The organism is Antarctobacter heliothermus (genome assembly GCF_900188425.1).
GTDB classification, from domain to species: domain Bacteria; phylum Pseudomonadota; class Alphaproteobacteria; order Rhodobacterales; family Rhodobacteraceae; genus Antarctobacter; species Antarctobacter heliothermus.
In genome coordinates this window covers 1-12,412 of sequence record NZ_FZON01000088.1, presented here as the reverse complement: position 1 = coordinate 12,412, position 12,412 = coordinate 1, and the positions used below count along the sequence as shown (strand labels likewise).

The following is a 12,412-nucleotide window of genomic DNA, read 5'->3' as shown; positions in this document are numbered from 1 at the left end:
GGCCGAGGCCATTCGCTACGCCCTCGGCCGCATGCCCAAAGCCCGGGCCTATCTGAAAAACGGCCAACTCGAGCTGGACAACAACATCTGTGAGCGGTCAATCAGGCCGCTGACTCTCGGGCGCAAGAATTATCTCTTCATGGGATCGGAAGGTGGTGGCAAGGCTGCCGCGATCGCCTACTCCCTCATCGAAACCGCCCGCATGAACCGCATCGATCCGGAAGCCTGGCTGACATGGGTGCTGGCCCACATTGCCGATCACAAGATCAACCGCATCGACGAACTCGCGCCGTGGAATTGGCAGCCACGTTGAATGTCAACGGCGGTCACGCCGGACGGATACAATCTCAACATTGCTATCCCCTCCTGAACATACCCACTCTCATGCCCCAGCTGACCAGAAAAGGCTCCTTGTCGGCAGAGAAGCAGGGAGTGGCAAAGGGGGGCATTCCTCCGGCCAGAGGGCCAGAAAGAGCATCACCACGGTATGTTAGGAAAAACTGGCTGGGGTGGTAGGATTCGAACCTACGGTACACTGTACCAAAAACAGTTGCCTTACCACTTGGCTACACCCCAACCGTGGCGCGGGACATACGATGCCGGGTCACTGGGATCAAGACCATTTTTTCAGGAAATTCACTTGCTCGCCAGCTGTGCCGGTATGTCGCCTTCGGGTGGGCCGGCAAAGAACCGATATTGCGCCCGTCCCGCCCGTTTAGAGGCGTAGAGCGCCATGTCCGCCTGTTCCACCAATTCCGCCGGGTCATCAACCGGCCCAGCCGTGACGGCGATCCCGATGCTGGCCGAAACCTCGCAGGTCTGACCGTCGTAGATCACCGGCTCTTCTATGCGGCGGATCAGGCGCTCGGCGATTTCCGACAGCCGGTCCGGCAGGACCAGTTTGCCAAAGACGATCATGAATTCGTCCCCGCCCACACGCACCGCAATGTCATCCTGGCGGACCACGTCCGTCATCACTCTGGCCACATGGCGCAACACCTGGTCCCCTGCGGCGTGACCAAGGGTGTCATTCACCTGCTTGAAGTGATCAAGATCGATGTGCATGAGTGAAAAGGGATTTCCACTGCGCTTGAACCGTTCCAAAACCGTGTCCAGCGCGCGACGATTGCTCAGGCCGGTCAATGTGTCGGTAAAGGCGCGCTCCTCAGCCTCCACCATCGCGCCCTGCAACCGTGTGTTCAGGCTGCGCGAGGCATCCATTGCCGCTGATTTCGCCTCGACGAGGTAGAGCATCTCGATCGCCAGATCGGTGGGTGCGAAATCCGAACTGGTCAGCGCATAGTCCCGCACCGCGCTCAACACATGGATGCCAAAGGACAAGTTGATAACGGCACCGCCCTGCCCGTCCGATACCAGCACACCGTACAGCGGGGTCCGAACGCCACTGCGCAGCCGCAGCCGGATCTTGCGGCCTTCGGTTTGCAAGAGCTGCTCCATGCTGGTCACGGCGCGCGGGCGAAACACCTCAAAGATCTCAAGGAACCGCGCCCCTTCCATGCGCTCGCGGCTGATCTTGTGCAGGGTTGGACCGGCCTGCCGAATGTGCCCTGTCGGGTCCAGCAACAGGTGCAGCGGACAGATCAGATGCAGGATTTCCTCTGGCAGTGCGCTCATCCTTCGCTGCCTCCGGTGTTGGCCGCCAGTTCGAACTCCCGGCCCTCGGCATAGGCGGTTTCGATCACCGTGATCATCAGGATCTGCTCTCCGCGATGGCCGCCTTCGGTGTCCAACAACGCAAGAGCGCCATAGTCGTCGGCCATGGCGCGCAGCACCCCGATCATGACATATCCAAAGCCCGGCAGTCCGTCGCCAACCCGCAGGCCGAACTGAAGGTTGCCACTGTCTGTCAGTTCCAGTTCCGGCAGGACCAGATCGGCCACCGCAAGGCGCGTCCGGTCCGGAAGGTCGTCCAGGGAATGCAGGAATTCGATGAAATCGACCCCGCCGAACCGCAGCAGACGGCGCAGCCCCTCACTGTTCGGGTGGGACACCAGATAGGTGCCGACATCCTCCCAGATCGCCTCTGCCGGTTTACCCAGAACCTGTTCTGCCGCGCCGATCAGCGCGCTGTAGGTTTCGGGAGGGTAATTCAACATCGGCTCAAATGCGGGTAGGTCAAGATCCGCCCCGACGGCGATGTCGCCCCATGTTTTGGGGCCATAAGTATCCTCAATAAAAACCTGAAAGGTTCGCAGGATCAACCCGTGCATCTTTCCACACCTCAATGCCTTTGCAGAAGCATGGACAGCAGCGATTAAGAATCGGCAAACAGGTACAATTGCGCATGTTTTGGCCTGCCGCCTGCCAGCGCGCGCAAACGCTAGAAATCTGTCGGAGCGCCACCCTCACGCTTGCGCCGGGCCACGAAGGATTCCAGTTCCTCGCGGATGCCCGCATCCATTGGCGGCGCCTCAAACTCCTCGATGATCCGCTTGAACATCACATGGGCCCGTTCCGGCGTCCAAAGCGCGCCAGCCGCCTCCCAGCCCTCAAAGTTCTTCCAGTCCGACAGGAACGGCTGGTAAAATGCCGTCTCATAGCGATCTTGGGTATGCTGCACGCCAAAGAAATGCCCGTTCGGCCCCACTTCGCGGATGGTATCGACCGCCAGTGCATCATCAGACACATCGCAGATTTCCGGCTCCATATAGCGCTGCAACTGCTGCAACACCTCGCAATCCATGATGAATTTCTCGGGCGAGGCGATCAGCCCGCCCTCCAGCCAACCGGCCGCATGATAGACCATGTTGGTGCCCGACTGGATCGCCGCCCAAAGCGAATGCTCGGTTTCCCACATGGCCTGCCCGTCCGGCACGTTGGCCGCGCAAACGCCAGAGGAGCGCATCGGCAGATCGTAGAACCGCGCCATCTGCCCGGTCATCTGGGTGGCGCGCATGTATTCCGGCGTGCCGAAGGCAGGCGCACCGGTTTTCATGTCGACGTTTGAGGTGAACGTCCCGATCACGCAGGCCACGCCCGGATTGATCACCTGCGCCAGCACCACCGCCGCTAATCCCTCGGCCAGCGATTGCGCCACGGCCCCCGCCATCGTCACCGGGGCCATGGCCCCCGCAAGGGTAAAGGGCGTCACCACCAGCCCCTGCCCGCGCCGCGCCATCCGCATCCAGCCATCCATCATCGGATAGTCGTGTTTCAGCGGCGAGGTCGAGTTGATGTTGGTGTACATGCGCGGTGTCGCGTCAAATTCCTCGTGGCTGAGGCCGCCCGCGATGCGCACCATCTCCATCACGTCCTCGACGCGTTCCTTGCCAAGGCTGTAGGCGTGCATGACCTTGTCGCTGAGGGTCAGCTTGTCGAACAACACATCCAGATGCCGCACGCTGGCATGCACATCGCAGGGCTCCACCGGATAGCCACCCGCAAAGTGGATGCAGTTGAAATACTGCGTCAGCTTTAGCAGATTGGCGCATTGTTCGCGGGTGCCGGATACCTTCTTGCCGATCTCCAGGTCGTAGTAGTTCGGCGGTGAGGACACATTGCCGAACAGGATGGTATTGCCACCAATTGTCAGCGTCCGGTCCGGGTTGCGCGGCGTCAGGGTAAAAGTCGAGGGCGCCTTGGCCACCATTTCACGGACAAAGTCGCGCCCCATGCGGACGTTTTCGCCGTTCACGGTACAGCCCGCGTGCTTCAGGATCTCGACCGCCTCGGGGTGCAGGAACTCGATCCCGATCTCCTCGAGGATGCGCATGCAGGCATTGTCCAGCCGCGCGACGCCCTCTTCGGACAGCGGTTCGGTCGGGCGGTCGATGTTGACTGGCAGCCGCCAGGGCATCTGCTCGACAACGGGTCCACCCCGGCGCTTGTTGCCGGCCCGGCCGCCGGTGCGGCGGCGTTTGTGGGCTTCGTGAAGGGGATCAGCGACATCCGGCATAACGACTCTCCATGGCAGGTGAGCCGCATCTCACCGCGCCACGGCGGCAAGCGCCTTCGCAAAACCGACGAATTTGGTCGCTTTCAGGTACCCACCCCGGCAAGCCACCCCGGCAGATGGCCGATATCCGGCAAAACCACGTCCGCCATCGGGGCCAGCGCGTCCGCGCCCGCCATTCCGGTCAACACGCCCGCCGTCCACATGCCCGCCGCGCGCCCGGCGATCAGATCGTGCAGGCTGTCGCCCACCATAACCACCCGCTCCGGCGCATGGCCCGTCGCCCTGGCAAAGGCCAGCAATGGCGCCGGTGAGGGTTTGGCGCCATGTCCGCTGTCCGCCCCGGCGACAAAGTCGAACATGCCCTCGATGCCGGCCGCCCGCAGATGCGCCCGCGCCACCGACTCGCTGTCATTGGTCATCACACCCAGCGTCAGACCCCGCGCCGCCAGCCCCGCCAGATAAGGCACCAGCGCCACGGCCTCGCTCAGCGGGGCGACCTCCGCCTCGGCCATGATCAGCGCCTCCAGTTCATCGACGGTGCGCCTTGGCAGGACCGGCGCGATCAAGAGCGCCACTTCGCGGTTGGTTCCCGCGATGACAGGGCTGTCGGGCAGGAAACGCCGCGATTCGAGATCGAATTTCAATGCCCGTGCCAGCCCGTGCCGACGCAGGTCTTCGCCTTCTGCCAATTGGTCGATCAGCCTGGACGCAAAGGTGTTCCAGGTGGCGGCAAAGTCGAACAGGGTGCCGTCCTTGTCGAACAGGACCGCCTCGATACCCCGTCCCATCATGTCCAATGCACCATTTCGCCGCCGGGCAGCAGCATGCGGGCAGCCATCGGCTCTTCGGGTTTCAGGCCCAGTTCCGCGCAGAACGCCATCACCCAGGCATCATCCATGAGCAGAAAGTCCAGCACCGAGCCCTGAAACGTCGGATCCTGCAACCCGTCGCGGAAATCCGCCTCTGACGCGCCCGTCGCGCCCAGAAAGACCGGCAGCAATTCGTCGTTCCCCGCCATCCAGGCAACAGCCTGAAGGCCCACGGTTTCGGCGGCTTCCCGCGACAGATTCATTTTGACTTCTTTCCGAAAGGGTTTCTTAACCAATATTCATCAAAGCTGAGCAGACAGGAAAGTGCAAGTCGGCGGACAACCGTCAAACCACCTGCCAGGGGGGGCGCGATATGACCGGAAGAATACTGATCGTCGACTCGGTTCCCACCAACCGGATCATCCTGCGCGTCAAACTTTCCGCCGCATATTATGAGGTGATTCAGGCGGATAGCGGTGCGGCGGCATTGGCATTGCTGCGCCGGACGGCCCCCGACCTTGTGATTACCGCAACCGACCTGCCCGATATGACCGGCCGTGCGCTTTGTGCCGCGATCCAGGACCGAAAGGCCGGTATGCGAATCCCCGTTGTGATCCTGCACCGGGAGGACGATCCGGGCGAACGACTGGCGTCACTGGCGGCCGGGGCGGACGATGTGCTCACCCGGCCAGTAAACGATCTTGTGATGCTGGCACGGCTGCGCTCTCTGCTGCGCGCGCGCGACGCTGAGGCCGAACTCCAACTGCGCGACGACACACGCCGCGCCCTTGGCCTGGCCGAACAGGGGGCCGAATTTGTCACAGCGGGGCTGGTCAGACTGGTGTCCCCGCCGCGCCTTCCCGAAACCCGCGCCCTGAAAGACGGGCTGGAGGCGCGCATTTCCGACCGGATCGAGGTTGTCGACCCCGACGATGCGCTGCGCGAACTGCCGCGCGCGCCCGATGTCGTCATCGTGGCCGAGCCGCCGGGCGGCACGGGCCAGGCGTTGAGCCTGCTGCCGCAACTGCGGGCCAGCCGCGACACTCGCCACTCTGCACTGATCTACATCGCGCAACCGCACCAGCAGCGTGAGGCGGCCAGCGCGCTCGACATGGGCGCCAACGATCTGCTTTGCTCGGGTCTCGACTTTGATGAACTGGCGATCCGCCTGCGCAAGCAAATCGACCGCAAGCGGACCAATGACCGGCTGCGTGCCAACATGCAGGACGGATTGCGCGCGGCGGTCTGCGATCCGCTCACCGGGCTGTACAACCGACGCTACGCGGTGCCGCATGTCTCGCGTCTGGCCGAACGCGCGGCGCGGCAGAAACGCCCCTACGCGCTGCTGCTGGCCGATCTCGATTTCTTCAAGCAGGTCAATGACGATCACGGTCACGCGGCGGGCGATGCCGTGCTGGTCACTCTGGCGCAACGGCTCAAGGACAATCTGCGCGCCGCCGATCTGATCTCGCGTTGGGGAGGAGAGGAGTTCCTTGTCGCGATGCCCGATGCCGACAGCGACGCCGCCAAGCGCACCGCCGAACGGTTGTGCCGGATCATGGCACGCCAACCCGTCACGCTGCCCGACGGCAAGCGCATCACCGTGACCCTTTCGATCGGGGTGGCCACCGGCAAGCCGGGGCACGACAGCGGACCACTTGACCTTGTCGCCCGTGCGGATGAGGCGCTGTACGCGGCCAAGCACAAGGGCCGCAATACCGTCGTCATGGCCGATACAGTCCGCCTCCTCGGCGCATCGAAACCCACGCACAGCGCGATTTCGGACATCCCCGAGCCCACAACGCCGCGCCGCGCCGGTCTGACCTGATCGCCGGACAGGCGCGCAGAGGCGGGCGCCGGTCAGTCGTCTGTGGCCCGCTCGTCCCGATGGCCGCCCTTGCCATCATCCCGTGAGGAATCGCGCCCCCCGCGATGGCGCATCTTTTCAAGCTCCCGCTCCAGACGGTCGGCATAGTCGCGCCGCTCTTCGACCGACATGTCGGACAGGAAGGTCATCAGAACCTCCTGCCCGCGCAGACGCACATCGACCGCACGCTCGCCCTGGGCGTCGAGCAAGGCTTTCAGCGCCGCCGGATTGAATGGCTCACCGCGCAGCAGCATCAACGCCTGTTGGTAATCCGCCAGATAGGCCGCCCGCATGGCCTTGCCATCGCGCCGGACCGACCGCCACAGCGCGCGCCGCAGGTCCCGCCTCTGATCTTCGTCAAAGGCACGGGTATAGGGCAGCGCCGGATCACTGCGATCGGTGCGCGGCACCGGAGGACCGTTCAGGACCATCCCGCCGATTGCCCCGACGACAGCCAGGTTCAGCGCAAGCGACACAAACAGCACCACCCGCAGCCAGCGCCCCGGTTTGCCCTTCTTTTCCACCTCAGCGGCCATTCGTCACCCTTCCATCAGCGCAAGATCAAAGCTGCTCAGCGGATCGACCCCGATGGTCCCCAGCGCGGCCGCGTCGCCGCCCCACAGAACCGTCAGCCCGTCCGGCGGGCTGACCCCGATCCAGATACCTGCAGCGCAGGCCGTGGCCAGACCGGCCATGCCGGCCCATCCGCCCAGCGCCTCGCGCAACTGGCGCAAGACCCCGGTTGGCCTTGGCCGGGCCACAGCCGGAGCACCGCCGCGCGCCACCGGCTGTTCGGCCAGCGCCTGCGCCTCGATCCGGGCAAGAAAACCGCCATCGGGCTGCGGAGCCTCTGCCCGCGCAGCCGCAAAAAACGAATCCAGACCGGCCCCTTCGGCCCCGGCCGGAAACAGCTCGTCGCTCTTGTCCTTGCGCTCAGTCATCGTCTTCGTATCCCAGTTCATCGCGCCGCCCGATCAGCGCCGTTTCCAAAGCCTTTTTGCCCCGCGCCACCAGACTTTCGACCGCGCGTGGCCCGATGTCCATGATCTCGGCAATCTCGGGGTTCGCCAGCCCTTCGATATGTCGCAGGATCACCGCCTGACGCTGTCGGTCCGGCAATTGGTCCAGCGCCTCTTGCAGCGCCTCGGCGCGGGCCTGCTGCTGCATTCCCATCGCCGCCGAGGGCGTCTCATCCGCAGGTTCCGGAACCGAGTCCAGGTCCGGCCCGCTGCGACGACGCCGAATGCGGTCGATGCACAGGTTGGCTGTCACTCGGTACAGCCATGTCGTGACCTTGGCCTCACCCATGCGCCAGCCCGGCGCCGCCCGCCAGAGCCGCAACAGCGCCTCTTGCGCCACGTCCTCGGCCTCGGCCCGGTCGCCGCCCAGCATCCGCATCGCATGGCCGAAGACACGCGGCGTCAGCCGCTGAGTCAGCGTCCGTGCCGCTGTGGCATCGCCGGCCGCATAGGCCGCCAACAGATCCTCGTCCGCAACTGCGCTCATGGCTTCAAACGGCATGTCCCATCCATCGCTACGCGCTATCCCGGCAAGGTCCCGCATGCAACGGTCCGGGCGGCGATTGCCGCCGCCCGGGTGTCAGTTTCAGCCTTCGTCAGACGCGTCCGGCCCACCGAAGAACGGGAACCCGTGGCCATGACCACCGCGATGTCCACGCTCACCATGCTCACCGCGTTTGCCGCCGGACCGATGTTTGCCACCGTCCCGCATCTTGCCGTGCGCCTGCTGCATTTCCTCCAGCGTCAGCGCACCGTCCTCATCCGCGTCGAGGCGGTCAAACATCGCCTCCGGGCCACGCTTGGGGCCACCGGCGGCCAGTTCCTCGGCGCTCAGCAGGCCGTCGTCGTTCTGGTCAAGGCTTTCGACCATCTTTTGCGTGCGTTCCAAGCGGCGGGCATCCCGCGCACCGTCCATCTCTTCTTTCGACAGCTTGCCGTCGCCATCTGCGTCGATCGCTTCGAAACGCGCGGTCCGGTGCGCCTCCATCTCGTCCTTGGTGATCTTGCCATCCTTGTCGGCATCAATCTGTTCGAACATCTTTTCCATGCCCGCGCCGCGCGGACCACGCTCGCCGTCGCCGTAACCACGCGCCGATGCGATCCCTGCGGTGCCCATCACGACGACCAGTGCGCCGGTGACCCAAAGTGCAGAATTCTTCATGTCTTGTCCTTCCAGAGGTTGTCTCGGTGTTCCGAGCCGCCATTCCTCGGGCGTCTCTGCAAGCTATCACGGGCCGTCCCGACACTTCCGTCGGAAAAAGATACGACTTTTCTTCACGCTCGCGTGATCTGTGACATCCGGACGCAAGGACGTTTTGCACCCTACCGACCGTCCGCTGCGACGGCCATCTTATGGTGCCAAACGTGAGGTCGAGCATGGACAACATTCAGGAAAACAAGGGCGCGGATACGTTCTGGCCAACGCTCTGGCGCGGCTGGCGCCGTCGTTGCCCCAATTGCGGCACCGGCCAGATGCTGTCGGGCTATCTGACCGTGCGCGACAGCTGCCCGGTCTGCCGTGAGGAACTGCACCATCACCGCGCCGACGACGGACCCGCCTACCTGACCATCCTGATTGTCGGGCACCTGATGGCGCCGCTGCTGCTGGTGGTGTTCACGACCTTTCGGCCGGAACCGCTGGTCCTGTTCACGATCTTTGGCGTTGGCTGTGTCGCGCTCTCGCTCTATCTTCTGCCTCGATTGAAAGGGGCGATTGTGGCGTTTCAGTGGGTCCGCGGGATGCACGGCTTCCCGCCCCCGACCTGAGGGGCCGACATGACCGGATCGACGACTGATCAGACCGCAGCGAAACCTATCGACAAGACCGCCTTGCGCGATGCCGCCACTGTTGTTGTCTTGCGCGACCGGGCGACGCGCCCGCGTGTCCTCATGGGTCAGCGTGGGGCCAAGGCGGCGTTCATGCCGAACAAGTTCGTCTTTCCCGGCGGCGCGGTCGATGCCCAGGACGCCGCCATACCGCTGGCCCGCCCCCTGTCCGCGCTCTGCGCCGCCCGTCTGACCGAAGACGCGAACCCCCGGATCGCCACGGCGCTGGCCGTCGCTGCGGTGCGTGAGCTTTGGGAGGAAACCGGTCAGATCCTCGGGGTTCCGGCCCCTTGGCCCGACGCCGTCCCGGACGACTGGCTGGAGTTTGCCGGCACGGGGCATCGCCCCTCTGCCGAACCGCTGCAATTCATCTTTCGCGCCATCACCCCACCGGGTCGCCCGCGCCGGTTCGACGCGCGCTTTTTCCTGCTCGACGCCGATGAACTGGTCTCGGACCCCGATGATTTCCATGGGGCCGCGGATGAGCTGTCGCACCTGCAATGGATCGCGGTGGATGAAATCCGGCATTACGACCTGCCCTTCATCACAGAGGTGGTGTTGGCAGAGGTCGCCGCCCGCGCCACCGATCAGACGCCACCGGCCTCTGTCCCCTTCTTCCGCAACGACGATGAGGCCAGCCTGTTCCTGCGCCTGCGCGGCGTCGAAATGCGTGAGGACTAGGTCCGCGCGCCTCTGGCCCTTGGGCGCGCGGCACCGTATGACACCCTCATGCTGAACACGATTTCCCACGGCGCCCCCGGCCCGACTCCGCTGATCATCGTCCACGGCCTCTATGGCTCTGGTCGCAACTGGGGGGTGATCGCCAAACGCCTGTCCGAAGAGCGCCATGTGCTGACGCCGGACATGCGCAACCACGGCGACAGCCCGCACACCGGCACCCACAGCTATCCCGACCTTGCCGCCGATCTGGCAGAACTGATCGACGCCCATGGCGGGCGGGCGCATGTGGTGGGCCATTCGATGGGCGGCAAGGCGGCCATGACCCTTGCGCTACAGCATCCCGAAAAACTGGCCTCGTTGTTGGTCGCTGACATTGCGCCCGTCGCCTACACACACAGCCAGATCCAGTTCATCGAGGCGATGCGCGCCGTGGATCTGTCGCGGGTCGAAAAACGGTCCGACGCGGTGGCGCAACTGGCAGAACATGTGCCCGACAAGGCGCTGCAAAGCTTCTTTACCCAGTCGCTCGACCTGCAGAACAAGCGGTGGAAGCTAAACCTTGATACGCTGGCCGCCGAAATGCCCGGGATCATTGGCTTTCCCGAGGTGACCGGCAGCTATGATGGCCCCACATTGTTCCTGTCTGGCGGGCAGTCCGACTATGTCCTGCCGGAACACCGCGACCGCATCCGCGCGCTGTTCCCAAAGGCGCGCTACGCCAAGTTGCCCAATGCAGGGCACTGGCTGCACGCCGATGACCCGCGCGGGTTCGAGGCATCTGTGCGCGCCTTCCTTGATCATGTGGACCCGGTGTAGGGCGGCAGGCATCCCGTTCATGCCCGCGCAGACGCATCAGGCGTGCATGATCTGTGCCGGGGCTCTGCATCGCCCATGCGGCCCAGCCAATTCAGGATTTTCGAAACTACAGGTTTTCCTTCCGAAATCCGCCGCTTGTCCATTTACAGAACATGCCGCAACGGCATTCTGGCCCCATGCCACACGTCACTCACGCGATGGCGCGCCCGGGGCGTGCGCTGTCAGCCTTCCATGACCCTCAGATCGCCCTCCAGCCAGGGCAGCTGCGTCAGCGCAGGGCCAATCACCATGTCTGTCACCAGCATCCGCATGGTGCGCGCCACGTCGCGCGGCACCCGGTCGGCCCAATCGGTGCTGGCAAACAGCGAAATGGTGCGCGAAAAGGGTTTGAAGGGCACGGGATGCGCCTCCATCTGGTCGTGGTACCGGCCCGCGCGCATGTAGCCCAAGGGCGTGGTGATCGCCCATCCCATGCCGCGCGCCACCAGTGTCATCAGCGACAGATGCGCGCCAATCTCGAACCGTTCGGCAAAATCCAGTTTCTGCCGCGCCAGATGCGCCTCGATCTGACGGCCGATCATCTGCGCGCGGTCATACCGCAGGATCGGCAGGCTTTGCATCAGCGGCCCGACACCGCCAGCCGCCTCGACTGCGCCCTTGGCGCAGACCAGAATGTAAGGGTCCCGCACCAAAGGGTATTCCACGATGCCGTCAATGACTTCACCGCTCGAGGCGGCGATGGCAAGATGCAGGCGGCGCGCCTTGATCTCGGCGGAAATCTCGTGGCTGGGGGCGGTGATCAGCTTGAACCGGCAGCGCGTCATGCTTTCGGCCAGAATGGTGACAAGGCGCGGCGTCAGGTCATTGTCGAAATCGTCGATCACCCCCAGGCTGAGGGTCGACAGATGGGTCAGGTCCATCACCGTCAGTTCGTTTTGCGCCAGCCGCAATTGCCGCAGCACCGCCTGCGTGCGCAGCAGGAACGACCGTCCCGCCGGGGTCACCCGCATCGGGCGGCGCCCATGATCGACAAGATCGACACCCAGCGCGCTTTCCAGATTTCGCATCTGCTGGCTGACCGCTGGCTGGCTCAACCCGGTCACTTTGGCGGCCTTGGCCACCGACCCGCTCTCCGCCAGGGCCTCAAAGACCTCAACCCGCAATATTCACCGGCGGTCCGTGTGCGGTGTGATTTCGGGGCGCGGTCGGGTTTCTTGACCTTGCGTGTGGCAGGAAGGGCGATCACGCTGCCGACGTTCGCGTCATACGTGTGGGTGGATGTGTTCGCGGCGCTTTCGGGCGAACGCGGTGATGCATCCGCACACGGCGTTGAACGCCACCGGGATCGGTGGCGACGGTCGGGAAGCGCGGTCATACAGGCGGTTCGGATCAGGGGCCGGCCCAATGCATCCTGATGATTGTCGGCCATAGCATAGACCAGAAAGGCGCGGCGCTGCTTGCAAGCGCGAGCGTCATC

Annotated in this window: 15 protein-coding genes and 1 tRNA gene; 5 read left to right on the top strand and 11 right to left on the bottom strand. The window is 64.2% G+C overall.

What is annotated here, in order from left to right:
- The coding region (locus CHB90_RS24265) for a transposase domain-containing protein (RefSeq protein WP_141135935.1) at positions 1–313 on the top strand (313 nt) is incomplete at its 5' end.
- Between the two features lie 188 nt (positions 314–501).
- On the opposite strand, the gene CHB90_RS24260 is transcribed toward CHB90_RS24265, so the two are convergent.
- The 6 genes from CHB90_RS24260 to CHB90_RS24235 form a co-directional block, all read right to left on the bottom strand.
- A tRNA-Gln gene (locus tag CHB90_RS24260) sits at positions 502–576 on the bottom strand.
- 60 nt (positions 577–636) lie between these two features.
- Positions 637–1,635 carry a GGDEF domain-containing protein gene (locus CHB90_RS24255; RefSeq protein WP_089280316.1) on the bottom strand — a complete coding sequence of 333 codons (999 nt, stop codon included), beginning with the start codon at positions 1,633–1,635 and terminating at the stop codon, positions 637–639.
- The gene (locus CHB90_RS24250; RefSeq protein ID WP_089280315.1) at positions 1,632–2,231 is read right to left on the bottom strand and encodes a heme NO-binding domain-containing protein; all 600 of its coding nucleotides are present in this window, start codon (positions 2,229–2,231) and stop codon (positions 1,632–1,634) included. The genes CHB90_RS24255 and CHB90_RS24250 overlap by 4 nt, the downstream gene beginning before the upstream one ends.
- 110 nt (positions 2,232–2,341) lie before the next feature.
- The gene (locus CHB90_RS24245) at positions 2,342–3,916 is read right to left on the bottom strand and encodes a trimethylamine methyltransferase family protein (RefSeq protein WP_089280314.1); all 1,575 of its coding nucleotides are present in this window, start codon (positions 3,914–3,916) and stop codon (positions 2,342–2,344) included.
- Between the two features lie 83 nt (positions 3,917–3,999).
- Positions 4,000–4,704, bottom strand: coding sequence for an HAD family hydrolase (locus tag CHB90_RS24240; protein ID WP_089280317.1), 705 nt, complete (start codon positions 4,702–4,704; stop codon positions 4,000–4,002).
- Positions 4,704–4,988 (bottom strand): DUF3572 domain-containing protein, encoded by a 285-nt coding sequence (locus CHB90_RS24235; RefSeq protein WP_089280313.1) that lies wholly within the window; start codon positions 4,986–4,988, stop codon positions 4,704–4,706. The genes CHB90_RS24240 and CHB90_RS24235 overlap by 1 nt, the downstream gene beginning before the upstream one ends.
- A 110-nt stretch (positions 4,989–5,098) precedes the next feature.
- Between CHB90_RS24235 and CHB90_RS24230 the strand changes: the two genes are divergently transcribed.
- Positions 5,099–6,553, top strand: coding sequence for a diguanylate cyclase (locus tag CHB90_RS24230; protein WP_089280312.1), 1,455 nt, complete (start codon positions 5,099–5,101; stop codon positions 6,551–6,553).
- Between the two features lie 32 nt (positions 6,554–6,585).
- On the opposite strand, the gene CHB90_RS24225 is transcribed toward CHB90_RS24230, so the two are convergent.
- The 4 genes from CHB90_RS24225 to CHB90_RS24210 form a co-directional block, all read right to left on the bottom strand.
- The gene (locus CHB90_RS24225) at positions 6,586–7,128 is read right to left on the bottom strand and encodes a periplasmic heavy metal sensor (RefSeq protein WP_089280311.1); all 543 of its coding nucleotides are present in this window, start codon (positions 7,126–7,128) and stop codon (positions 6,586–6,588) included.
- 3 nt (positions 7,129–7,131) lie between these two features.
- Complete coding sequence (locus CHB90_RS24220) at positions 7,132–7,533, bottom strand: hypothetical protein (protein ID WP_089280310.1); 402 nt, start codon at positions 7,531–7,533, stop codon at positions 7,132–7,134.
- Positions 7,526–8,113 carry an RNA polymerase sigma factor gene (locus CHB90_RS24215; RefSeq protein ID WP_089280309.1) on the bottom strand — a complete coding sequence of 196 codons (588 nt, stop codon included), beginning with the start codon at positions 8,111–8,113 and terminating at the stop codon, positions 7,526–7,528. Before CHB90_RS24215 ends, CHB90_RS24220 begins: the two co-directional genes overlap by 8 nt.
- Before the next feature lie 84 nt (positions 8,114–8,197).
- A complete protein-coding gene (locus CHB90_RS24210) occupies positions 8,198–8,773 on the bottom strand; it encodes an EF-hand domain-containing protein (protein WP_089280308.1) in 576 nt (191 codons plus the stop codon).
- Between the two features lie 215 nt (positions 8,774–8,988).
- On the opposite strand from CHB90_RS24210, the gene CHB90_RS24205 reads away from it, so the two are divergent.
- The 3 genes from CHB90_RS24205 to CHB90_RS24195 are packed head-to-tail and all read left to right on the top strand — an operon-like array spanning position 8,989 to position 10,935.
- Positions 8,989–9,378 carry a DUF983 domain-containing protein gene (locus CHB90_RS24205; protein WP_089280307.1) on the top strand — a complete coding sequence of 130 codons (390 nt, stop codon included), beginning with the start codon at positions 8,989–8,991 and terminating at the stop codon, positions 9,376–9,378.
- 9 nt (positions 9,379–9,387) lie between these two features.
- Complete coding sequence (locus tag CHB90_RS24200; protein WP_089280306.1) at positions 9,388–10,119, top strand: NUDIX hydrolase; 732 nt, start codon at positions 9,388–9,390, stop codon at positions 10,117–10,119.
- A gap of 48 nt (positions 10,120–10,167) precedes the next feature.
- A complete protein-coding gene (locus CHB90_RS24195; protein WP_089280305.1) occupies positions 10,168–10,935 on the top strand; it encodes an alpha/beta fold hydrolase in 768 nt (255 codons plus the stop codon).
- A gap of 221 nt (positions 10,936–11,156) precedes the next feature.
- Here the strand turns inward: CHB90_RS24195 and CHB90_RS24190 are convergent, their stop codons facing one another.
- Positions 11,157–12,101, bottom strand: coding sequence for a LysR family transcriptional regulator (locus CHB90_RS24190; RefSeq protein ID WP_089280304.1), 945 nt, complete (start codon positions 12,099–12,101; stop codon positions 11,157–11,159).
- Positions 12,102–12,412: the final 311 nt, after the last annotated feature.

Excerpts from the sequence above, each read along its gene's own strand:
- CHB90_RS24255 (WP_089280316.1), bottom strand. The coding sequence starts at position 1,635 with ATGAGCGCACTGCCAGAGGAAATCCTGCATCTGATCTGTCCGCTGCAC.
- CHB90_RS24250 (WP_089280315.1), bottom strand. The coding sequence starts at position 2,231 with ATGCACGGGTTGATCCTGCGAACCTTTCAGGTTTTTATTGAGGATACT.
- CHB90_RS24245 (WP_089280314.1), bottom strand. The coding sequence starts at position 3,916 with ATGCCGGATGTCGCTGATCCCCTTCACGAAGCCCACAAACGCCGCCGC.
- CHB90_RS24240 (WP_089280317.1), bottom strand. The coding sequence starts at position 4,704 with ATGGGACGGGGTATCGAGGCGGTCCTGTTCGACAAGGACGGCACCCTG.
- CHB90_RS24235 (WP_089280313.1), bottom strand. The coding sequence starts at position 4,988 with ATGAATCTGTCGCGGGAAGCCGCCGAAACCGTGGGCCTTCAGGCTGTT.
- CHB90_RS24230 (WP_089280312.1), top strand. The coding sequence starts at position 5,099 with ATGACCGGAAGAATACTGATCGTCGACTCGGTTCCCACCAACCGGATC.
- CHB90_RS24225 (WP_089280311.1), bottom strand. The coding sequence starts at position 7,128 with ATGGCCGCTGAGGTGGAAAAGAAGGGCAAACCGGGGCGCTGGCTGCGG.
- CHB90_RS24220 (WP_089280310.1), bottom strand. The coding sequence starts at position 7,533 with ATGACTGAGCGCAAGGACAAGAGCGACGAGCTGTTTCCGGCCGGGGCC.
- CHB90_RS24215 (WP_089280309.1), bottom strand. The coding sequence starts at position 8,113 with ATGCCGTTTGAAGCCATGAGCGCAGTTGCGGACGAGGATCTGTTGGCG.
- CHB90_RS24210 (WP_089280308.1), bottom strand. The coding sequence starts at position 8,773 with ATGAAGAATTCTGCACTTTGGGTCACCGGCGCACTGGTCGTCGTGATG.
- CHB90_RS24205 (WP_089280307.1), top strand. The coding sequence starts at position 8,989 with ATGGACAACATTCAGGAAAACAAGGGCGCGGATACGTTCTGGCCAACG.
- CHB90_RS24200 (WP_089280306.1), top strand. The coding sequence starts at position 9,388 with ATGACCGGATCGACGACTGATCAGACCGCAGCGAAACCTATCGACAAG.
- CHB90_RS24195 (WP_089280305.1), top strand. The coding sequence starts at position 10,168 with ATGCTGAACACGATTTCCCACGGCGCCCCCGGCCCGACTCCGCTGATC.